Raw genomic sequence first — 20,913 nt, 5'->3', positions numbered from 1 at the left:
CCTCCCCCCCCGGCGGCGCGCCCCCCCCGCCCCCCGCCCCCCCCCCGGGCGCCCCCCCCGCCCCCCCCGCCCCCCCCCGGCGGGGGCGCCGGGGCCCGCCCCGGGCCCCACCGCCGTCGGCCCCGACGAACCGGCCCCGACGAACCGGCCACAACAAGCCGACCGCAACAACCTGCGCTCGTGATCTGGTGCACAAGCTCACCCCCGTGTTGAATTGCCGCCACAACGCGGGCCTCGGGGGGAGGCCTGTGTCCTGCTGGATGGCGCGCACAAGGAGGTGGCGTTGTCGGAGCACGGATCGGGCCCGAGCGGCCAGGACGGACGGGGGCCGACAGCGCCCCAGGAGCCGGGGGACACCGTGTGGCGGCTGCGGTCCCGGGCGTGCTGGCAGGAGGCCGCGGAGCTGTTACGCCCGGCCGCCGAGCGCGACCCCGGGGCAGCGCTCGGCCGGGCCGAACTCCTCATCGAACAATGCCTGTTCACCGCGGCCCACTGGCCCCAGGCGGAGCAGGCACTGCGGCTGGCCGAGGCCGTGGTGTCCACCACCGAACAGCGCGCGGCGGCCTCCTGCGCCCGCGGCTTCCTGGCGTACGTGGCCAGCGTGCTCGGCCCGCGGGACCGGCTGGACGAGGCGCAGGCGGCGCTCGGCCGCACCTCCGCGCTGCTGCCGCCGGACGCCCCCGGGCGGCCGCTGCTGGACTTCCGCCGGGGGCTGGTCGCCGAGAACCTGCTGCGCGACCCGACGGCGGCCTGGATCGCCTACCGCCGGGCGCACGAGGGCGCGGGCGAGCGGGGGGACGAGCTGCTGCGCTCCTACACCTGGCGGCACCTGGCCGCGCTGGCGCTGGCCACCGGGGACCACGACCGGGCCCGGGAGGGGTTCGACGCCTCACTGCGGCTGCGCGAACAGCTCGGCTTCACGGTGGGTGTCGCGCCCGCGCTGGCCGCGCTGGCCGAGGTCGTCGAGCCGGACGAGGCCGTCCGGCTGCGGGCCGAGGCGGCCCGGCTGGTCCAGGCGCTCGGGGGCGTACCGGTGTGGCTCGCGCGCCAGCTGAGCGCGGTGCGCCCACCGGTCACGCCCCCGGACGGACGCGTCGGGCGGGAGGCCCGGGGAACCATCAGCTAAGGTGAGCCTAACCTGGCCGGGGTGAGCAGTGCCCCGGCCGGCTCGCCTCGCCGTTCCCGGGCTCCGCCAGGCCCCGCCCGGCCGGGCCCGGCCGGAGTCCGCACCGTCCGGGGCGGGCCGGGCGGTCCCGGGCGGTCTCCGGTCGACCCGATAGGGCCCGCCCCATGACCGCGAGCAGCACCCGGCCCGGCCCCGCGCCGCACGCCCCCCGCACCACCCCCGCGCACGCCGTCACCCTCATGCCGGGCGCCCCCGCCCCCTGCGCCGCGAGCTACGGCCGGCTCACCGGACTGCTCCCCGCCCTGCGGGTGTACTGCGCCCCGCCGCGCAGCGGCGACGGCTGGGTCTCCGGCGCCGATCTGCTCGCCCGCCCGGAGGCGCTGCGCGAGCTGATCGCCCATGACGCCCGGCAGGGCCTGGCCCGGTACGGCCGCCCGCTGCGCCCGGACGTGGCGGCCGGCTTCGGTCTGCACCGCTTCGTCTGGCCGGTTTCGGTGCTCGCCACCCTGCCGTGGTTCCTGGAGCGCCGGGTGCCGCTGCTCACCCCCGGGGACGTCTCGGTGCGCCGTGGCACCGGCGAGCTGACGGTCCGCCCGGAGGCCTTCCTCTGCCTGCCCGACGACCCCGCCGCCGGCCTGCGCGGCGCCCGGACGGTACCCGACGGGCCCGCGCTGGCCGCCGGGCTCCGGGCGGCCCTGGCCGACCTCCTGACGCCGGTGCTCGCCGCCTTCCGCCCGCAGGTACGGCGCGGCCCGCGCACGCTCTGGGCGATGGCGACGGACGCGGTGGTGGAGGGCCTCTGGTACGTCGGCCGGCTGCTCGGCGAGGAGGAGCGGGCCCGCGCCGAACTCTCCGCGCTGCTCACGCCGGAGCTCCCGGCGTGCGCACCGGGCGCGGGACGCTCGGGTACCGGCGCCCCCGCGCCCTTCACGCCCGGCGCGGGCTTCACCTCCGGAGCGCGCCCCGGCCCTGACGCCCCGAATGCCCAGGACACCCAGGACGCCCGGACCGCCGACCGGACCCGGGCGAGCTGCTGCCTCGTCTACACCGTCCGGCCCGAGGCCATGTGCGGCGGCTGCCCCCGGGTGGCACGGGGTTGACGCAAGGATGACCGAATACGCATCGGGGCAGAGTGCGCCAAGCCCGGAATTCCGGGAAATAACCACCCCAAATTAATGCGACAATGATATTGAATTTGCCCCAGAAATCCCCCTCACCAGCGCATTGAGGGCGAGTCAGTCATTCTCCGGCCGCTTATCCGTCATGATGGTCCCCACCGTCACGGCGGCGGAAAGCGACGCAGGAAAGCGAGGCTGGTCCAGGCGATGAAAATGTCCGACATACCGCTCGGTTGGGCCATCACCGCCGTCGCGGTGCTGCTGGTCACCGCCCTCCTGGTGGCCCTGGCCCGGAACCGGGGCGGCCCCACCACCTCCAGCGGCCCGGATTCCTGGGAGCGGTCCGAGGAACGGCGCCGGCGCAAGGAATCGCTCTACGGCGCCGCCTCGTACACCCTGCTGTTCTGCTGCGCCGCCGTCGCCGCCGCGCTCTCCTTCCACGGACTGGTCGGCTTCGGGATCCAGAACCTCAACCTCTCCGGGGGCTGGGAGTACCTGGTGCCGTTCGGCCTGGACGGCGCGGCGATGTTCTGCTCGGTGCTCGCCGTCCGCGAGGCCAGCCACGGTGACGCCGCGCTCGGCTCGCGCCTGCTGGTCTGGCTGTTCGCCGGCGCCTCCGCCTGGTTCAACTGGGTGCACGCCCCGCGCGGCTTCGGCCACGCCGGCGCCCCGCAGTTCTTCGCGGGGATGTCGCTCTCGGCGGCCGTCCTGTTCGACCGCGCGCTCAAGCAGACCCGCCGGGCCGCCCTGCGCGAGCAGGGTCTCGTCCCGCGCCCGCTGCCGCAGATCCGCATCGTCCGCTGGCTGCGCGCCCCGCGCGAGACCTACGCGGCCTGGTCGCTGATGCTGCTGGAGGGCGTCCGGAGCCTGGACGAGGCGGTCGACGAGGTCCGCGAGGACAAACGGGAGAAGAGCGCCGAGCGCGAGCGCCGCAAGCTGGCCGGCCGCCGCGAGCGGGCCGAGATCAGGGCCATCAACCGCACCAACAGCGTCTGGCGCCAGCGCGGCGGACCGGCCCGGCAGCTGGAGTCCGGCTCGGAGTCCGCCATAGCCGCCGGCCCCTCGACCGACCGGCCCGCCGTCGAGCCACCGGGGCCGGCCGCGGCGCCCGCCGCCGAGGGCACCGTGGTCAAGCCGGGCCTGCCGGCCCGACCTGACCGGCGCACCATCGACCTCACCGTGGAGGAGGACACCGTGGCACTGCCCCGGCTGGACTCGCTGGAGCGCAAGCTGAAGGACCTGGAGCAGCAGTTCGGCTGAGGTCGGCCCGGGGCCTGTCCGACAGGCCCCGGCCCCGGCCTCAGGCCGCGGGCGTCGCGGTGAGCTCGAACCACATCCGCTTGCCGGTGCCCCGCGGCTCCACGCCCCAGCCGTCCGCCAGCGCCTCGACCAGCATCAGCCCGCGGCCGGAGGACGCCTGCTCCCCCGGTGTCCGGCGGGTCGGCCAGAGGTCCGACTCGTCCTCCACCTCGACCCGGAGCCGGGCCCGGCCGCCGTCGGCCGTCGGCTCGCGGTAGAGCCGGGCGGTGAACATCGCATCCCGGTCGGTGTGCCGGATGGCGTTGGTGACCAGCTCGGACGCCAGCAGCTCGGCCGTGTCGACCAGCTCGGCCACACCCCAGCGGCGCAGCGCGTCGCACAGTTCGGCCCGCACCTCGGAGATCCGGGCGAGGTCGGCCTGCCCGATCCGGCGGCGGAGCTGCTGGGCGGCCAGTCCGCCCGCCGGGCCGTCCCAGCGCAGGAGCAGCAGCGCTATGTCGTCCTCGCGCTCGCTGGAGTCGGCGGCCTGGGAGGCGATCCGGTCCGCGAGGTCCTCCAACGGGTCACGGGCGCTCTCCTCCCCGGCCGCGACCGGGCCGGCGAGCGCCCGGGTGAGCCGGGCGATGCCGTCGTCGAGATCCATGCCGCGCGCCTCGACCAGGCCGTCGGTGCAGAGCAGCACCGTCTCGCCCGGGTCCAGGCTGAACCGGGTGACGCGGTACTCCTCGTCCGAGGCGATGCCCAGCGGCAGACCGCCCGCGACCGGCTGGACGGCGGCGGTGCCGTCGGCCCGGCGGACCACCGGGTCGAGGTGGCCGGCCCGGACGGCGTAGACCACGCCGTAGTCGACGTTCACCTCGGCGTAGGTGCAGGTGGCGAAGTGGTCGGTGTCCAGGTCGGCGAGGAAGCGCGAGGCGCGGGCCATCACGGCGGCCGGCGGGTGGCCCTCCGCGGCGTACGCCCGCAGGGCGATCCGCAGCTGGCCCATGATCCCGGCGGCGTGCACGTCGTGCCCCTGGACGTCGCCGATCACCAGGCCGACGTGCCCGCCGGGCAGCGGGACCACGTCGTACCAGTCGCCGCCGATCTGGAGCCCCGAACCGGCGGCCAGATAGCGGACGGCGGTGGTGACGCCGGGCACCGACGGCACGCTGCGCGGCAGCATCACCCGTTGCAGGCCGGCCGCCAGCTCGTGCTCGGCGTCGTGCAGCCGGGCCCGGGCCAGCGACTGGGCGACCAGGCCGCCCAGGGTGGAGAGCAGGGTGCGCTCGTCGGCGTCCAGCTGGCGGTCGTCGTCGAAGCTGACCAGGCAGACGCCGATCGCCCGGCCGCTGGCCACCAGCGGCAGGAACGCCCAGGAGCCGCGGCCGCTCCGGCTGGTCGACTCCCACACCTCCGGGTAGCGCTCGCGGTACTCCTCGCGGCCGGTGACGAAGACCGGCGCGCGGTTGCGCAGCGCCTCGGCCGCCGGGTGGGCGACGGGCAGCACCGAGCGGTCGTAACCGGAGATCTCCCCCGGCCGGTAGCCGGAGGCGCCGAGCACCCGGACCCGGCCCGCCTCGAAGGCGGCCAGCACCAGACCGTCCGGCGGCAGGCCGGGCAGCGGCAGCTCGGTGAAGACCCGGGCGACGTCGCGGACGGTGACGGCCTCGGAGAGCGCGCGGGCGGCCTCCTTGATGAACCGTGAGCGCTCCTCGCGCAGCAGGGCCAGCCGGTCGGCGCGGTCGCGCTTGTGCAGCTCGACGGTGGCGTCCCAGACGAAGCCGACCATCCGTGAGGCGCGGCCGAAGGCGTCCGCGAGCACCCGGCCGCGGAAGCGCACCGCCTTCATCGCCCCGCTCGGCCCGACCGTGCGGTAGTAGGCGCCGCACTGGCCCAGCTCGGCCACCGCGCGCTCGACCCGGCGGCGCACCACGGGGGCGTCCTCGGGGTGCAGCAGGGCCAGGAAGGAGGCGGAGGTGCGGTCGAAGCGGCTCTTGTCCGCGGCGTCCAGGCCGATGATGGCGCAGGCCCGCTGGTCGCCCTCCAGGACGTCGCGGCGGATGTCCCAGTCGAAGGAGCCGATGCCGTTGGCGGCCATCGCCGGCTCCAGCCAGTCCGGCGTGGAGTCCCCGGAGGAGATCGGCAGGCCGCCGGAGAGCATCGGCGCCAGCCGCCCGGCCGCCAGCCCCGGTGCCGTCCGCAGCGCGTGCCTGCGCGCCGCCTGGGCGGGTGGTCTCGCCCGCCCCGACCCGGCCGTGGACGAGCCGGGAGGAAGCGCCGGCCCCGGTGACTCGGGCTCAGTGGGCATGCTGCTCCTGCCGCTGCCGTGGTGGACCGCGCCGACCGTCCGGGCGGGCCGCATGGCGGTGTGGTGGGTGGTGCTGGATCGGACGGTGCCGACGGACGGTGGTCAGTCGAGGTGATGGCTCCCCGCTGCTTCCCGCACGCGGGCACACATTCCCACCATCCTGTCCAATGTTCGGCCGAGCGGCAATGGCAACGGGCCGGAAATCTTCCGCCCGGCCTTCCGTCACGGGCGCCGTTCGGCGGCGAACGACCTGATCTTCCAAGGCCGGCCCCGGCCCACCGGTCCGGGCCGGGCACGGCCGCCGGGGCGCCCGCCCGTCCGGGCCCGCCTCGGTCAGGGCGAGGCCAGCTCGAACCAGGTGACCTTGCCGTCCCCGCGCAGCTGCACCCCCCAGGAGTCGGCCAGCGCCTCGACCAGCAGCAGCCCGCGCCCCGAGGTGGCGTACTCGCCCTCCGGGTCGCGGCGGCGGGGCAGCCGGGTGGTGCCGTCCTGGACCTCGATCCGCAGCCGCAGGTCGGCGCCGAGCGCCGCGTCGAACGCCGCGCCCTGGCCGGTGTGCAGGAGCGCGTTGGTGACCAGCTCGGAGGAGAGCAGCTCGGCCGTGTCGGCCAGCTCGGGCACCCCCCAGATCCGCAGCGCGGACCTCAGCCGGCTGCGCACCGCCCCGACCGCGACCAGGTCGGCCGCCTCCAGCGTCAGATGCAGCCGGCGGTGCAGCGCGCAGCCGGGTGCCGGAGCACTCGGCAGTGCCGGGCCCGCCCGCCCGGTGGTGCCCGGCAGGCCGGACGCCCCGGGCCCGCCCCCCTGGGGCCTCGGCCGAAATGCGTCCCCCGAACTCGTCCGCTGCCGCGGGAATCGCGACTGACCGTCCATCAACACATGCCCCCGCCCTCAATCCGGGCTCCCGCTGCCGGATCCCCTGCCGACCGGGTGGCCCCCTCGTTCTGACCACTCATCCTCATGCCCAGCCTGCGGCGCTTTCAACAGTGTGCGTCCGATCACCTGGGGTGAAAGGGGCACGGGGTGGCCGGCGTGATCCAACTGCCCGGGCCGGACAGGTTTGCGATGCGTACAAGCCATTTTCGAAGCCGGGCCGCGGCCCGCCGCGCCCGCGTACGCCGCCCCCGGCCCGCCGCGGACCCGATGGCGGTGCCCGGCGAGCCGAACGTCCGGGGACGGGCAACGCTGGACAGGGCGGCCGGGTCCGGGTTCAATGACCCGAGATGTTTGAACGCCGTTCTAACGTCATTCCCCCGGCGATCGCGAGCGAGGAACCGTGCGACTGACCCCCACCGAGCGGGACCGGCTGCTGATCTTCACAGCAGCCGAGCTGGCCCGCGCCCGCCGCGCCCGGGGCGTACGCCTCAACATCCCGGAGGCGCACGCCCTGATCGCGGACACCGTCTGCGAGGCCGCCCGGGACGGCCGGCGCCTCGCCGAGGCGATCGAGGCCGGGCGCTCCGTGCTCGGCGCCGAGGACGTGCTGCCCGGTGTGGCGGACGTGGTCACCGTGGTCCAGGTCGAGGCGGTCTTCGAGGACGGCACCCGGCTGGCCGTGGTCAACGACCCGTTCAAGGGCGCGGGATCGCTCGACCACGAGGCCCCCGGCGGCACGCTGCTCGGTGACGGCGCGGGCTACGACCCGGTCGAGGAGACGGTGCTGCTGCCCGTCCACAACACCTCCGCGGTGCCGATCTCGGTCACCTCGCACTTCCACTTCTTCGAGTCCAACCCGCGCCTGGCCTTCGACCGCGCCGCCGCCTACGGCACCCGTCTGGCGGTACCGGCCGGCTCCTCGGTCCGCTTCGACCCGGGTGCCACCGTGGAGGTCGGCCTCGTCCCGATCGCCGGCGAGCGGGTCGCGATCGGCTTCGCCGGCCTGGTCGACGGCCCGCTGGACGCGCCCGGCGCGAAGGAGGCCGCCCTGGCGAAGGCGCGCGCCACCGGCTACCTGACCGGCTTCGACGACGCCGAGGTGCAGTCGTGAGCGGACGGAGCCGACAGATGGACACGGCCGCCGCGGGGACGCGGGCCGACGAGCGAAGCGAGGCCGGAGCATGAGTGCCATCACCCCCCACGACTACATCTCGGTGCACGGCCCGCGGGCCGGGGACCGGGTCCGGCTCGGGGACTCCGGACTGATCGTCCGGGTGGAGTCGGACTCGCAGGCGCCGGGTGAGGAGTTCCTGGCCGGCTTCGGCAAGACCGCCCGCGACGGCCTGCACCTCAAGGCCGCCGCCGTCCGCGACACCTGCGACGTCGTGATCAGCAACGTCCTGGTCATCGACGCCGTCCAGGGCATCCGCAAGACCTCCATCGGCCTGATCGACGGCCGGATCGCCTCCATCGGCCGGGCCGGCAACCCCGACACCCTGGACGGCGTCGACGTGGTCGTCGGCACCGGGACCACGATCGTCTCCGGCGAGGGCCTGATCGCCACCGCCGGCGCCGTCGACACCCATGTCCACCTGCTCTCGCCGCGGATCATGGAGGCCTCGCTGGCCTCCGGCGTGACCACGATCATCGGCCAGGAGTTCGGCCCGGTCTGGGGCGTCGGCGTCAACTCGCCCTGGGCGCTGCGGCACGCGTTCAACGCCTTCGACGCCTGGCCGGTCAACATCGGCTTCCTGGGCCGGGGCTCGTCCTCCGACGCGGCGCCGCTGGTCGAGGCGCTGGCCGAGGGCGGCGCCTCCGGCTTCAAGGTCCACGAGGACATGGGCGCCCACACCCGTGCGCTGGACACCGCGCTGCGGGTCGCCGAGGAGTACGACGTCCAGGTCGCCCTGCACACCGACGGCCTCAACGAGTGCCTCTCCGTCGAGGACACGCTGAAGGTGCTGGAGGGCCGGACCATCCACGCCTTCCACATCGAGGGCTGCGGCGGCGGACACGTCCCCAACGTGCTGAAGATGGCCGGTGTGGAGAACGTCATCGGCTCCTCCACCAACCCCACCCTGCCGTTCGGCCGTGACGCCCTCGGCGAGCACTTCGGCATGATCGTCTCCGCCCACGACCTCAAGGTCGACCTCCCCGGTGACGCCGCGATGGCCCGCGACCGGATCCGCGCCGGCACGATGGGCGCCGAGGACGTCCTCCACGACCTCGGTGTCATCGGCATCACCTCCTCCGACGCCCAGGGCATGGGCCGCGCCGGCGAGACCGTCCGCCGCACCTTCGCCATGGCCGGCAAGATGAAGGCCGAGCTCGGCCCGCTCGACGGCACCGGCTCCTACGGCACCACCGACGGCGGCGACGACAACGAGCGCGTGCTCCGCTACATCGCGAAGCTCACCATCAACCCGGCGATCGCCCACGGCCTGGCCCACGAGGTCGGCTCCATCGAGATCGGCAAGCTCGCCGACATCGTGCTCTGGCGCCCCGACCACTTCGGTGCCAAGCCGCAGCTCGTCCTGAAGGCCGGCTTCCCCGCCTACGGCGTGGTCGGCGACCCCAACGCCTCCACCGACCGCTGCGAACCCCTCGTCCTCGGCCCCCAGTTCGGCGCCCACGGCGCGACCGCCGCCGACCTCTCCGTCGCCTTCGTCGCCCAGGCCGCCGCCGACGGCGCGTACCTGGACCGCCCGGCCGACGGCATGCCCACCCGGCGGCGCCGGGTCGGCGTCCGGAACACCCGTGGCATCGGCCCGCGCGACATGGTGCGCAACGCCCGGATCGGCGACGTCCAGGTCACCGAGACCGGGCTGGTCTCCCTCGACGGCTCCCCGCTGCGCTCCGAGCCCGCCGACAGCGTCTCGCTCAGCCGCCTGTACTTCCTCTGAACGCCCTCACCCGCCTTAGGACTTGACGATGACCCCGACCCCCGCCTCGCTCGGCTACCGGATGCCCGCCGAGTGGCACCCGCACGACCGCACCTGGATGGCGTTCCCGACCGCCAACCCGACCTTCGACAGCCCGGAGCACCTGCACGCCGGCCGCGAGGCCTGGGCCCGGGTGGCCAACACCATCGTCCGGTACGAGCCGGTGACCCTGGTCGTCAACACCGGTGAGACCGAGGAGGCGCGCAAGTACGTCGCCCCCGAGGTCGAGATCGTCGAGCGCCCGCTGGACGACGCCTGGATGCGCGACATCGGCCCGTCCTTCCTGATCGACGACAGGGGCTCGGTCGCCGCCACCGACTGGATCTTCAACGGCTGGGGCGCGCAGTCCTGGGCCCGCTGGGACAACGACCAGCACATCGCCGAGCACATCGGCGAACTGACGGGTGTTCAGCGGTTCGCCTCCCGGCTGATCAACGAGGGCGGCGGCATCCACGTCGACGGCGAGGGCACCGTGCTCGTCACCGAGACCGTCCAGCTCGGCGAGGGCCGCAACGCCGACTGGACCAAGGAGGAGGTCGAGGCCGAGCTGCACGCCTTCCTCGGCACCACCAAGGCGATCTGGCTGCCGCGCGGACTCACCCGCGACTACGACGAGTTCGGCACCCGGGGCCACATCGACATCGTCGCCTCCTTCGTCCGCCCCGGCGTCGTGGTCGCGCACGTCCAGCCGGACCCGTCCCACCCCGACCACGAGGTCTGCCAGGAGCTGGTGGCGGTCCTGCGCGCCGCCACCGACGCCCAGGGCCGGCCGCTGGAGGTCGTCGAACTGCCCGCCCCCACCGTCCTGCTGGACGAGGAGGGCGAGCCGGTCGACTACTCCTACATCAACCACTACGTGGCCAACGGCGCCGTGATCCTCTGCGGCTTCGACGACCCCCGTGACCAGGAGGCCGCCGCCGTCCTGGGCCGGGCCTATCCCGGCCGCACGGTCGAACTGGTCGACGCCCGCGAGATCTTCGCCAACGGCGGCGGCATCCACTGCATCACGCAGCAGCAGCCGAAGGCCGTCTGACCCGACTGCCCCGACTGGGCCCTGTCCGGCCGATCCTGCCGGACAGGGCCCGCACGGCATGCCCCCACAACACAGGTACGACGCAGGCACGGCACGGCACAGAGGAGACGAGCAGATGACGGAGCCCCGCCCGCGCCGGCCGGCGCGCCCCCGCGAGGAGGTCTTCGCCACCGCGCGGGCGGCGATCGCCGAGCACGGGCTCGCCAGACTCACCATGGCGGGCCTGGGCAGACAGCTCCAGATGAGCGCCGGACACCTCCTCTACTACTTCGGCAGCAAGGACCAGCTGCTGCTGGAGACCCTGCGCTGGAGCGAGGAGCAGCTCGGCACCCGCCGCCACGCCGCCCTGACCGACGGCGTCCCGACCGACGGCGCCCTGACCGACGGCATCCGGCCCGGCGCCGGACCGGACGTCTGGGCGCGGCTCGGCGAGTACGTCCGGCTCTACCTGCCCGAGGGGCCGGGCGACCCGCGCTGGATCCTCTGGGTGGAGGTGTGGGGCCGCTCCCCCGCCAGCGAGGAACTCCGGCAGGGGCAGCTGGAGATCGAGGCCCCGTGGCAGGCGGACCTGGTCGTCCTGATCGAGAACGGCACCGCCGCAGGCCACTTCGCGCCCGGCCCGGCCGTTGAGCGCGCCTTCCAGATCCGCGCCCTGCTGGACGGTCTCGCCGTCCCGCTCGCCCTCGGGCTGCCCGGCGCGCGCCGCACCAAGGCGCTGCACCTGGCGGATTCGGCCTGCCGGGCCCTGCTGGGGGCGGCCAACTGACCGCTCGCCCCGCTCACTCCGTCCAGATCGCGGCCGCCGTGCGGTCGTCGGCGTACCCCTTGGCGCGGACCTGCACCTGGCGGAGGAAGTCCACGGTGCCCGGCGGGTGGGGGTGGGCCCAGTGGGCGGCGAGGAAGTGGGCGACGGCCGGTTCGTCGGCGATCGGACGCGCCAGGCCCGGGCTGCAGAGCAGCAGGATGTCACCCGGGGTGGCCGGGACCATCCGGAAGCGGAACGGGCGCGGCTCCGGCACCGGGGCGTCGGGCAGCGGCGGCTGGCCGTCCGGGTGGTGCAGCAGACGGGCCGCGTAGGCGTCGATCCAGTGGCCCGAGCGCAGCAGGAACAGCCCGCCGGGACCGACCCCGAACGCCGCCCGGTAGGTGGCCGCCGGGTCGAGCGAGAGCAGCAGACAGTGCAGCGAGGCGGGGGACGGCGCGTCGTCGCCCGCCGCCCGGGGCGCGAGCGCGCGCAGCGGGGCGGCGGCGCTGGTGGCCAGCCGCTGGAGGCCGTACCGGAGCCGGTCGCGGGCGCCGTCCCGGAGGTCGGCGGCAAGCCCGGACCGGCTGCGGCCGATCGCGGCGGCGAGCTGGCGGCAGGCCTCGGCGGTAGCCGTGGCGACGGCCTCCGGGGCGGCGTCGGTGGCGGTGCCGGTCCCGGGCTCGGCGCTCGGGGCGGTCGCGGACTCGGTGGCGGAGCGGTCGAAGCTGCCGACGGCCGCGAGCAGCAGTCCGTCGGGGCCGTCGCCGAACCTGGTGACCAGCAGGGTGTCGCGGCGCGGCTCGCCCCGGTGGCGGGCGGAGTCGCCCCGGACGGAGACGGCGCGCAGCGTGGCGGAGGCGTACTGGGCGCCCTCCAGCGCGGTGTCCGGCACGACGGCGGCCAGCGTGCCGGGGGCCGTCTCCGGGACGGCGGTCGGCTCCGGCCCGTACGTGGGCGGGCGCTCACCGACGTGCGGCACGACGGGCCCGGCGCCGGGGCGCGGCGAGCGGGGGGTGGGGCGGGGGGTGGGGGCCTCGGGCGCGGGGGCCTCGGGGGCCGCCGCCTCGGGGGCGGGTGGCCGGACGGCCGGGGCGGGTTCGGGTTCGGGCTTCGTCAGGACCGGGGCGGGCTCCGACGCGGGCTCGGGCTCCGGCTTCTGGGCAACCGGCACCGGCTCCGGCTTCTGGAGAACAGGCTCGGGCTCGGGTACGGCCTCGGGCTCCGCCGCCGGTACCGGAGCGTCCGCCGGCTCCTCGGCCCGCGCGTCGGCCGCCCAGGACGGGGCCGGGAACCTGTGGGTCTCCTCCGCTGCGGGCTGCTGGCCGATCACCCCGGCCGCGGTGTCGAACCAGTCGTCGATGCTGTCCCGCGCCGGTCCCTCGTCCCCCGTCGGCGCCACCTCCGACAGCGGCGCCGCTTCGGCCGGCTCCTCGGCCGCCGGGGGCTCGGCCGGCTCCGGCGCTGCCGGCACCTCCGCCACCGGGGTGTCCGCCGCCGGAACCGCCGGCTCGCCCGTCCGCTGCCGGCCGATCAACCCGGCCGCCGTCTCGAACCAGTCGTCGACGCTGCCCTCCCCCGACACGGCGTCCGGGGTGTCGGGAAGGGTGCCCGCCGGGCCTTGGTAGACCGCATCCCACCAGCCGTCCTCCGACCGCTGCTGCTGCTTCGCGGGTGCACCCTGATTGCTCATCTGGCGGCTCCTGGTCGGTCCGTGGTCGCGCCGCCCCCGGCGGGGCCGGACTCGACGTCATTCTCCCCAAGTGCAACGACGCTGTCCGGGTTTCGGCGACAACCGGACACGGACACGCACTGATCGGATGATCCCGGCCACCGGGTCGGTCCCCGGGTTCGCCCCCGGTTCCGCCGCCGTTCCATTCGTGCTTACCGGAACCGTCCCGAGCAGGGCGTTTCCGGGACGTTCCGGTCCGTCGGCCGCCGAAAATGGCCCCGGAGCAGGGGCATCGGTTCACCCGTTCGGCTGATTAAATGTGCGCATGACCGCGTCGGCCCCCAGATCACCCCGACCGGGGAGGGCCGCACTCACGGGCCACCCGGTGGGTGCGCTGTGGATCCTGCTGCTGGTCGGGCTGCTCACCTCACTGCCGTGCGCGGGGCAGGCCCAGGCGGTCACGGGCCACCGCCACGCCTCTTCGCAGGTGGCCGCCGCGGCCACGACCGCCCTGACCACCACCCTCGCCGGTCCGGCCGCCGGGGCGGCGGGGGCGCCCGGCGTACGCCAGGCCCGCGCGGGCGGGCCCGACCGGCAGTCCGCCGCCCCGCACACCGGCCCCGCCCACCGGACCGCCGACCGTCCGGACGCCGGGGGCCACCGCCACTGGACCTGGTGCTCGGCCGACGGCGAGCTGCCGCAGCGCAACAACGGCTGCTCCAGCCACCCGTACTGCGCCCAGGACGCCCAGCTGCCCAACCCGCCGCCGCAGCCGCAGCCCGCGGTGGCGCCCCGGACGGAGGCGGCCGAGACGCTGCCCCGGCTGCCCCGCGCCGGGCTTCTGGTCGGCCCGCACCCGGCGCCCGACCTGCACGAACTCCAGGTACACCGGTCCTGAGCGGAGCCCACCGCCTGGTCCCCCGCGGCTTTCGCCGACGGCGGTGACCGGCGGGTCCGCCCTTCCGCTCTCTCTTCAGACCGCCGTGCCCACAGCGCGCGGCGGGGACAAGGACAACCCATGGGTTCCGCCTCCAAGCAGTCCAACAAGCCGACCGGCAAGCAGGCCGGCCTCGACCGCCGCGCCCGGATCGCCGAGCTGCGCGCCGTCGAGGAGCGCCGCGACCGCAGGAACAAGATCGTCGCGTCGGTGGTCGCCGGTGTCCTGGTGGTCGGCGCGATCGCCACCGGCACCTGGGTCGTGGTGGACGCCAACCAGGACAAGAAGGCCAAGCAGGCCGCCGCCGCCGCGCCGATCGACGGCGTGCAGACCTTCGGCGACCTCAGCCGCAACCACGTCAAGGACAAGGTCACCTACCCACAGACCCCGCCGGTCGGCGGCGACCACAACGCGATCTGGCTGGACTGCATGGGCCACGTCTACGACCAGCCGGTCGAGAACGAGCGCGCCGTCCACTCGCTGGAGCACGGCGCGGTCTGGGTGACGTACAACGGCAAGGCCACGCCGGAGGACCTCAAGACGCTCTCCGACAAGGTGAAGACCACCCCGTACTCGCTGATGAGCCCGTACCCGGACGAGAAGGGCACCATCACCCTCAGTGCCTGGAGCACCCAGCTGATCGTGGAGAGCGCCAGCGACCCCCGGGTGAACGAGTTCTTCACCAAGTACGTCCAGGGCCAGCAGACCCAGGAGCCCGGCGCCTCCTGCACCATGGGGGCGATGTGACCGCCGAGGCGTCCGAGGCCCCGGCCGAGGACGACGGGGCCCCGGCGGCGAGCCGCCGGAGGCTCTGGTGGCCGGCCGCGCTGGCCGCCGCCCTGGCGCTGGCACTCGGCGTGCCCGCCCTGGTGGCGAGCGGGACGTCGGCCTCCGGCTCGTCCTCCCTGACCGCGCCGGCGACCGACTCGCCCGAGGCCGGGTTCGCCCGCGACATGGCGACCCACCACCAGCAGGCCGTGGACCTGTCGTTCATCGTCCGGGACCGGACGGCCGACGAGCCCGTCCGCACCCTGGCCTTCGACATCATCAACACCCAGGCCAACCAGCGCGGGATGATGATGGGCTGGCTCGACCAGTGGGGGCTCTCCCAGCACTCACCGGCCAAGCCGATGGTGTGGATGGCGATGGACCACGGCTACCAGGCGCACGACGGCTCGCTGATGCCGGGCATGGCCACCAACACCCAGCTGGCGAAGCTGCGCACGCTCAGCGGGCGCGACGCCGAGGTGTTCTACCTGCAGCTGATGCTGGAACACCACAAGGGCGGGGTCGAGATGGCCCAGGGCTATGTGGACCTGGCGAAGAACGACACCGAGAAGCGGCTCGCCCAGTCCATGGTGGTCGGGCAGACCTCGGAGATCCAGCTGATCACCGACATGCTCAAGGAGCGCGACGCCGCCCCCGGCGTCCCGGCCTCCTGAACGGCTCGCCCCACCCGGCCGGGGGGGGGGGGGGGGGCGCCCCCCCCCCCCCCCCCCCCCCCGGCCGTTCGCCGCAGCGCGCGGGTCAGGCCCGGCGGACGGTGACCAGGCAGTGCGGGGGCTGGTGGCGCGGTTCGAGTGGCAGGCCGCCCAGATCGGTGGAACGCGTCATCCCGTTGTGGTGGACGACGGCGTTGGCCCCTGAACCCCACGGCCAGGTGCGTCCGGGCAGCGTGCGGCGGCGGAACGGGCAGCCGGTGGATCCTGCGGTTCCGCGCGTGGCGCCGATGGGGCGGAGGGCTACAAGGTGTCCGACCGGGAGCGGGCGACCGGGCGACCGGCCGGGGCGGGGCGCCGGGCCGGGCGGGTCAGGGCGACCGCGAGGGCCGCGACGACGGCGAGCCCGATCAGCACCGTCCGACCGCCGGACGCCGTGCCCGCCAGGTGGACACCGAGCACGGGCAGGGCGGTGCCGAGCGCCGTACCCAGGCTGCGCGCCATGTTGACCATGCCGCCGCCGACCGCCGAGCACCCCGCCGGTATCGCCCGCATCACCAGGGCGTTGTTGGCGGGCAGCAGCAGGCCCAGCCCGTACCCGGTGACCAGCAGCGGCGCGGCCGCCGCCGTGCCGGTGGCCGGAACCAGCGCGAACAGCAGCAGCCCGGCACCCGCGGCGGACGCGCCGAAGCGGCAGCGGGTGACGTCCGACCAGCCCCGGGGCAGCAGACCGCCGCCGACGGTCGCGGCCACCACGAACGCGGCCGGCAGCAGGGTGATCACCAGGCCCGCCCGGCCCACCGGCACACCCGACCCGGTGAGCAGTACCGGGCCCAGCACCAGCGGACAGAACAGCAGCAGGTACCCGATCAGCGCGACCAGCAGGCCGGACCGCACACCCGGGGTGTTGACCAGCCCGGGTGCGAGGATCGGCCGGGCGGCCCGCCGCTCCTGCCGGACCAGCCCGAGGGCGAGCAGCACGGCGGCGAGCAGCAGCACGGCCACCGCCCAGCCGGGCAGCGGCAGGCCGGAGGCGGCGGAGAGGGCGAGCAGCAGCGCGGTGGACGCGCCGGTGAGCAGCAGCAGCCCGGGCAGGTCGAACGGGCCGCCCGAGGTCACGCCCGCGGCGCCGCCGGGCCAAGCGGTGCCGATCCGCGCGGTACCGACCGGAGCGGCGCGGTCGGGGTGGGTGCGCGGCAGCAGGTACCAGCCGGCCAGGATGCCGAGCAGGCCGATCGGCACGTTGATCCAGAACACCCACCGCCAGGAGGCGTGCTCCACCAGCAGCCCGCCGAGGCTCGGGCCGAGCGCCAGGCCGAGCCCCTGGGCGGCGGCCTGGATGCCCAGCGCACGCCGCATCGCCCGCTCGGGGACACCGCGTGCCACCAGGGCGACGCTGTTGGCCTGCATCATCGCGCCGCCGACCGCCTGGACGGCCCGGCAGGCCACCAGGATCCAGAGACCGCCGGCGAACCCGGCACCGAGCGAGGCCAGGGCGAAGACACCGAAGCCGCCGAGGTACACGGTCTTGCGGCCGACCAGGTCGGAGAGCCAGCCGATCGGCGCCAACAGGGCCACCAGCACCAGCAGATAGGCCAGCGCGACCCACTCGACGGCGGCGAAGCCGGCTCCGAAGTGTCGTCCGAGCTCCGGAAAGACCAGCGCGGTGACGCTGGCGGTCAGCTGTCCCAGGAACGCGCCCAGGCAGACGGTGGCGACGGCCAGCCAGTGGGCGTGCCGCCAGCCGGCGACACCACGCGGCCGGGGCCGCTCGGTGAGCAGCCGGCTCGCAAGGGCGGTGGCGTTCATACAGCGAAATATATCGGATACAGATATGTTCTTTCTACGAGCTATTCGGTATGCGATCAGAACGCCGGGAAGGCCGCCACCAGGCGCTACGCTGTCCGCCATGCCGTCGTCACCGCCCGTTCCCGATCCCGCCGCCGGACCCCGGACCGAGGGCGGGACCTGTCCGGACGTCCTGGACCCGGCGGACCCCGGCGGCCCCACAGACCCGGCAGACCCCACGGACCCCGGCGGCGGCCCGGCGAACGAGCGCGCCCGGCGGCTCACCGACGTGGTCACCCGGCTGCGCCGCGCACTGCGCAGCAGCATCCGGACCGACTACCCGTGGGAGTCCCTGCCGATGGCGCAGGTCGAACTCCTCCAGACGCTCGCCGCCGCACCCCTGCGGGTCGGCGAACTGGCCGCCCGCCAGCGGCTCGCCCCGAACACCGTCAGCGGCCTGGTCGGCAAGCTGCTGGAGGCCGGGTTCGTGGACCGCCAGGCCGATCCCGGCGACCGCCGCACCGCCCGGATCGCCCTCACCGAGGCCGGTCAGCGACAGCTGGACGACTGGCAGCGCGCCCACGAACGCCGCATCGCCACCGCCCTCGGCACCCTCTCCCCCGCCGACCGGGAGGCCGTCATGCAGGCACTCCCGGCGCTCGAACACCTCGCCCGCGCCCTCGCCGAGCCCGGCGCCGGCGCCCCGCCCGAATAATCCGCTGTCGCCCGGCGCCGCACCGCGGCTACGGATCGAGCCCTGGACGGACGGCGATCCTGCGGCTGCCGCACCGGGTCAACACCCCGGAGACGAGGCGGCACGTCGGCGGCCCGGTCGTACCGTCAGAACAGCACCCCGTGCTCCGGCTCACCGTTGCCGGGCTGACCGTTGCCCGGCGCGCCGCTCTCCAGCTGGAGCAGCCAGCGCTTGTTCTCCACCCCGGCGGCGAAGCCGGTGAGGGTGCCGTTGGCGCCGATGACGCGGTGGCAGGGGCGGACGACGAGCAGCGGGTTGGCGCCGACCGCGCCGCCGACGGCGCGCACGGCCCGGGGTGAGAGGCCCGCCGCCTCGGCGAGCTGGCCGTAGGTGACCGTCTCGCCGTAGGGGATGTCGTCGAGGGCGTCCCAGATCCGGCGGCGGAACTCGGTGCCGACGGGGGCGAGCGGCAGGTCGAAGGTGGTGCGCTCGCCGGCGAAGTAGGCGGTGAGCTGTTCGACGGCCCGGGCGAGGGCGTCCGGGTCGTGGACCCAGTCGTCGGCGGGTTCGGCGAGCGCGTACTTCTGCCCGGGGGCGGTGACGGTGGCCAGCGCGGCCGGTCCGCCGTCCTCCGGCCGGACCCCGCTCAGCAGCAGGGGCCCGAACGGGCTGTCCATGGTGGTGAAGACGGTGGTGCTCATGCGCGGGTGTTCTCCGTTCCAGTGCTGATATCGCTCGCGGCGCCCGCCCAGAGCCGGTGCACGGCGTACGAGCGCCAGGGTGCCCAGGCCTCGGCGGCGCGGGCGGCGGACTTCGGGTCGCCGGGGGCGCCGAGCCGGGTGAGGCCGTGGCGGATGCCGACGTCACTCGGCAGGAAGACATCGGGGTCGGCGAGGGCCCGCATCCGCAGATAGCCGACGGTCCACGGGCCGATGCCGGGCAGGGCGAGCAGCTGGGCCGCCGCCTCCGCGCGGTCCACGCCTCCGTCGAGCCGGACGGCGCCCTCGGCGAGGGCCGCGCAGAGGCCGGTGAGCGCCCGGCGGCGGGCGGCGGGCATCGCGAAGTCCTCGGGGTCGGCCACCGCCAGGGCGCCGGCGGTCGGGAAGAGCAGCCGCAGTCCGCCGTCGGGTTCGGGCAGCTCGGTGCCGTACTTCCCGGCGAGCCGGCCGGCCAGGGTGCGGGCCGCGCCGACGGTGATCTGCTGGCCGAGCACGGCGCGGACGGCCAGCTCGTGCGGGTCCACATGGCCGGGCGAGCGCAGGCCGGGGCGGGCCCGGACCAGCGCGCCGAGCACCGGGTCGGTGCCGAGCTGCTCGTCCACCGCGTCCGGGTCGGCGTCCAGGTCGAACAGGATCCGCAGGCGCTGCACGGCGGTCGGCAGGTCACGGAGGTCGGCGAGGAAGAGCCGGCAGTCCAGCCAGCCGCGGGTGCGCGGGTGCTCGGCCGCGAGGCCGTCCACCTCGGCGATGCCGTGGCCGTACGGGAGCGCGAGAGTGCGGCGATAGGTGCGGACGCCGGGCCGGGCGCCGGGGACGACCTCCTCCACGCCGGGGACGGCACGCAGGGCGAGGAAGTCGATCAGGTGGTCGCTGTCGACCGCCCCGCGGTAGGCGAGGCGCAGGGTCAGGCCGCCGGCCGGGGTCGCGGTGCGCCGCCCGGCGGTCACCTCGGCGCGCAGCCCGCTGGGCGTGCGGTCGTAGACCTCGCGGACGGTGTCGTTGAACTGCCGCACCGAGGCGAAGCCGGCCGCGAAGGCGATCTCGGTGACGGGCAGCTCGGTGGTCTGGAGCAGCAGCCGGGCGGTCTGGGCCCGGCGGGCGCGGGCCAGGGCGATCGGCCCGGCGCCGAGTTCGGCGCTGAGCTGGCGCTGGAGCTGGCGGGAGCTGTAGCCGAGGCGCTGGGCGAGGCCGGCGACGCCTTCCCGGTCCACGATGCCGTCGCCGATCAGCCGCATCGCGCGGCCGACCAGGTCGGCCCGGTGGTTCCACTCCGGCGAGCCGGGCACCGAGTCGGGGCGGCAGCGGCGGCAGGCGCGGAAGCCGGCGCCCTGGGCGGCGGCGGCGCTGGGGTAGAAGGTGCAGTTGGCGCGTTTGGGGGTCACGGCGGGGCAGCTCGGTCGGCAGTAGATGCCGGTCGAGGTGACGGCCGTGAAGAAGACGCCGTCGAAGCGGGCGTCCCGGCTGTCCACGGCTCGGTACCGGATGTCGTCGTCGATCACGCTCTCCAGTCTGCGGCACCGGAGGCCCCTCGACTGGCGGGAATCGGACATGGGCGTCGCGGACCCGGACCGGCTGCGGACCGGCTGCGGACGGGCCGCGGGCAGGGTACGGGCGGGGCGGAAAACCACGAGCCGTGCGGGCCGGCCCGCGACTACCCTGACGGGGCCCTTCAACCCCCGGCCCGGCCAGGCCCCGCCCGGCCCGAACGGTGCCCGGCCCCAGTGCCCGATGCCCGATGGCCGATGGCCGACGCCCGACAGGAGCCCCCATGAACGCGCAGCCGTACACCGGTCCGGACGACCCCAGGGTGGCCGCCCTGGACGTGGAGAAGTTCGCCTTCCCCGGGCCGCTGCGCGACCGGTTGGTCGCGGCGATCCTGAGCGGCGCCAAGACCAGCACCACCGGGCTGCTCGCCGAGTACGAGCACGAGGGCGAGCCGCTGCGGCAGGCGGGCGCGCACGGGGCGGTGATCGATTCGGACGGGCGGCCGGTGGCCGTGATCGAGCTCACCGACGTCCGGGTCGTCGCGCTGGCCGGGGTCGGTCTGCGGCACGCCGTGGACGAGGGCGAGGGCTACACCACGGTCGCCGACTGGCGGGCCGGCCACGAGCGCTTCTGGCACAGCCCCGAACTGCGGGCCGCCCTGGACGACCCGGACTTCGCCGTGGACGACACCACGCCCGTCGTGCTGGAGCGCTTCCGCGTGGTGGCCGACCTGCGCTGACCCGTGCCGCAGGCGCAGGCCCGGGTGGGCCTGCGCCGCAGGGGCCGGGCAGG

General features: G+C 75.4%; 19 protein-coding genes. 13 read left to right on the top strand and 6 right to left on the bottom strand.

Features of this window, described 5'->3' with window-relative positions; all coding sequences use genetic code 11:
• Positions 1 to 283 precede the first annotated feature (283 nt).
• The 3 genes from ACIO5D_RS15725 (at position 284) to ACIO5D_RS15715 (ending at position 3,504) form a co-directional block, all read left to right on the top strand.
• A complete protein-coding gene (locus ACIO5D_RS15725) occupies positions 284 to 1,126 on the top strand; it encodes a hypothetical protein (RefSeq protein WP_400795514.1) in 843 nt (280 codons plus the stop codon).
• Between the two features lie 164 nt (positions 1,127 to 1,290).
• Complete coding sequence (locus ACIO5D_RS15720; RefSeq protein ID WP_400795511.1) at positions 1,291 to 2,226, top strand: (2Fe-2S)-binding protein; 936 nt, start codon at positions 1,291 to 1,293, stop codon at positions 2,224 to 2,226.
• A gap of 225 nt (positions 2,227 to 2,451) precedes the next feature.
• Positions 2,452 to 3,504 (top strand): DUF2637 domain-containing protein, encoded by a 1,053-nt coding sequence (locus tag ACIO5D_RS15715; RefSeq protein ID WP_400760661.1) that lies wholly within the window; start codon positions 2,452 to 2,454, stop codon positions 3,502 to 3,504.
• A gap of 40 nt (positions 3,505 to 3,544) precedes the next feature.
• On the opposite strand, the gene ACIO5D_RS15710 is transcribed toward ACIO5D_RS15715, so the two are convergent.
• On the bottom strand, positions 3,545 to 5,584 hold the full coding sequence (locus ACIO5D_RS15710; RefSeq protein ID WP_363614904.1) for a SpoIIE family protein phosphatase: 2,040 nt from the start codon (positions 5,582 to 5,584) through the stop codon (positions 3,545 to 3,547).
• Between ACIO5D_RS15710 and ACIO5D_RS15705 the strand changes: the two genes are divergently transcribed.
• Complete coding sequence (locus ACIO5D_RS15705) at positions 5,574 to 5,909, top strand: hypothetical protein (RefSeq protein WP_363614902.1); 336 nt, start codon at positions 5,574 to 5,576, stop codon at positions 5,907 to 5,909. The two genes, ACIO5D_RS15710 and ACIO5D_RS15705, sit on opposite strands and share 11 nt — an antisense overlap.
• Positions 5,910 to 6,127: 218 nt before the next feature.
• On the opposite strand, the gene ACIO5D_RS15700 is transcribed toward ACIO5D_RS15705, so the two are convergent.
• Complete coding sequence (locus tag ACIO5D_RS15700; RefSeq protein WP_363614900.1) at positions 6,128 to 6,667, bottom strand: ATP-binding protein; 540 nt, start codon at positions 6,665 to 6,667, stop codon at positions 6,128 to 6,130.
• A 403-nt stretch (positions 6,668 to 7,070) separates the two neighbouring features.
• Between ACIO5D_RS15700 and ureA the strand changes: the two genes are divergently transcribed.
• The 4 genes from ureA (at position 7,071) to ACIO5D_RS15680 (ending at position 11,411) form a co-directional block, all read left to right on the top strand.
• Complete coding sequence (ureA, locus tag ACIO5D_RS15695) at positions 7,071 to 7,781, top strand: urease subunit gamma (RefSeq protein WP_400795509.1); 711 nt, start codon at positions 7,071 to 7,073, stop codon at positions 7,779 to 7,781.
• 70 nt (positions 7,782 to 7,851) lie between these two features.
• Positions 7,852 to 9,573, top strand: coding sequence for an urease subunit alpha (locus ACIO5D_RS15690; RefSeq protein ID WP_363614897.1), 1,722 nt, complete (start codon positions 7,852 to 7,854; stop codon positions 9,571 to 9,573).
• A gap of 28 nt (positions 9,574 to 9,601) precedes the next feature.
• Positions 9,602 to 10,645, top strand: a complete 1,044-nt coding sequence (locus tag ACIO5D_RS15685) for an agmatine/peptidylarginine deiminase (protein WP_400657933.1) — start codon at positions 9,602 to 9,604, stop codon at positions 10,643 to 10,645.
• Between the two features lie 115 nt (positions 10,646 to 10,760).
• The gene (locus ACIO5D_RS15680; protein WP_400795506.1) at positions 10,761 to 11,411 is read left to right on the top strand and encodes a TetR family transcriptional regulator C-terminal domain-containing protein; all 651 of its coding nucleotides are present in this window, start codon (positions 10,761 to 10,763) and stop codon (positions 11,409 to 11,411) included.
• A 13-nt stretch (positions 11,412 to 11,424) separates the two neighbouring features.
• Here the strand turns inward: ACIO5D_RS15680 and ACIO5D_RS15675 are convergent, their stop codons facing one another.
• Positions 11,425 to 13,080 (bottom strand): hypothetical protein, encoded by a 1,656-nt coding sequence (locus ACIO5D_RS15675; RefSeq protein WP_400795503.1) that lies wholly within the window; start codon positions 13,078 to 13,080, stop codon positions 11,425 to 11,427.
• Between the two features lie 364 nt (positions 13,081 to 13,444).
• On the opposite strand from ACIO5D_RS15675, the gene ACIO5D_RS15670 reads away from it, so the two are divergent.
• From ACIO5D_RS15670 to ACIO5D_RS15660, 3 genes are all read left to right on the top strand, one after another.
• Positions 13,445 to 13,957 carry a hypothetical protein gene (locus tag ACIO5D_RS15670; protein WP_400795500.1) on the top strand — a complete coding sequence of 171 codons (513 nt, stop codon included), beginning with the start codon at positions 13,445 to 13,447 and terminating at the stop codon, positions 13,955 to 13,957.
• 120 nt (positions 13,958 to 14,077) lie between these two features.
• On the top strand, positions 14,078 to 14,743 hold the full coding sequence (locus ACIO5D_RS15665; protein WP_363614887.1) for a DUF3105 domain-containing protein: 666 nt from the start codon (positions 14,078 to 14,080) through the stop codon (positions 14,741 to 14,743).
• Positions 14,740 to 15,438: a DUF305 domain-containing protein gene (locus ACIO5D_RS15660; protein WP_400657941.1), complete on the top strand. Its 699-nt coding sequence runs from the start codon at positions 14,740 to 14,742 to the stop codon at positions 15,436 to 15,438. Before ACIO5D_RS15665 ends, ACIO5D_RS15660 begins: the two co-directional genes overlap by 4 nt.
• Before the next feature lie 300 nt (positions 15,439 to 15,738).
• Here the strand turns inward: ACIO5D_RS15660 and ACIO5D_RS15655 are convergent, their stop codons facing one another.
• A complete protein-coding gene (locus tag ACIO5D_RS15655; RefSeq protein WP_400657944.1) occupies positions 15,739 to 17,244 on the bottom strand; it encodes an MFS transporter in 1,506 nt (501 codons plus the stop codon).
• A 100-nt stretch (positions 17,245 to 17,344) separates the two neighbouring features.
• On the opposite strand from ACIO5D_RS15655, the gene ACIO5D_RS15650 reads away from it, so the two are divergent.
• Positions 17,345 to 17,938, top strand: a complete 594-nt coding sequence (locus ACIO5D_RS15650) for a MarR family winged helix-turn-helix transcriptional regulator (RefSeq protein WP_363609177.1) — start codon at positions 17,345 to 17,347, stop codon at positions 17,936 to 17,938.
• A gap of 125 nt (positions 17,939 to 18,063) precedes the next feature.
• Here ACIO5D_RS15650 and ACIO5D_RS15645 read toward each other — a convergent pair whose 3' ends face one another.
• The gene (locus tag ACIO5D_RS15645) at positions 18,064 to 18,618 is read right to left on the bottom strand and encodes a methylated-DNA--[protein]-cysteine S-methyltransferase (protein WP_363609179.1); all 555 of its coding nucleotides are present in this window, start codon (positions 18,616 to 18,618) and stop codon (positions 18,064 to 18,066) included.
• Positions 18,615 to 20,135 carry a DNA-3-methyladenine glycosylase 2 family protein gene (locus tag ACIO5D_RS15640; RefSeq protein ID WP_400795497.1) on the bottom strand — a complete coding sequence of 507 codons (1,521 nt, stop codon included), beginning with the start codon at positions 20,133 to 20,135 and terminating at the stop codon, positions 18,615 to 18,617. Before ACIO5D_RS15640 ends, ACIO5D_RS15645 begins: the two co-directional genes overlap by 4 nt.
• A gap of 269 nt (positions 20,136 to 20,404) precedes the next feature.
• Here ACIO5D_RS15640 and ACIO5D_RS15635 point away from each other — a divergent pair, with 269 nt between their 5' ends.
• Entirely contained in the window at positions 20,405 to 20,860 is a 456-nt protein-coding gene (locus tag ACIO5D_RS15635; RefSeq protein WP_400795494.1) for an ASCH domain-containing protein, read from the top strand.
• Positions 20,861 to 20,913: the final 53 nt, after the last annotated feature.

It is taken from the genome of Kitasatospora sp. NPDC087315, from assembly GCF_044744345.1.
Lineage (GTDB): Bacteria > Actinomycetota > Actinomycetes > Streptomycetales > Streptomycetaceae > Kitasatospora.
This window is presented reverse-complemented; position numbering and strand designations above follow the sequence as displayed.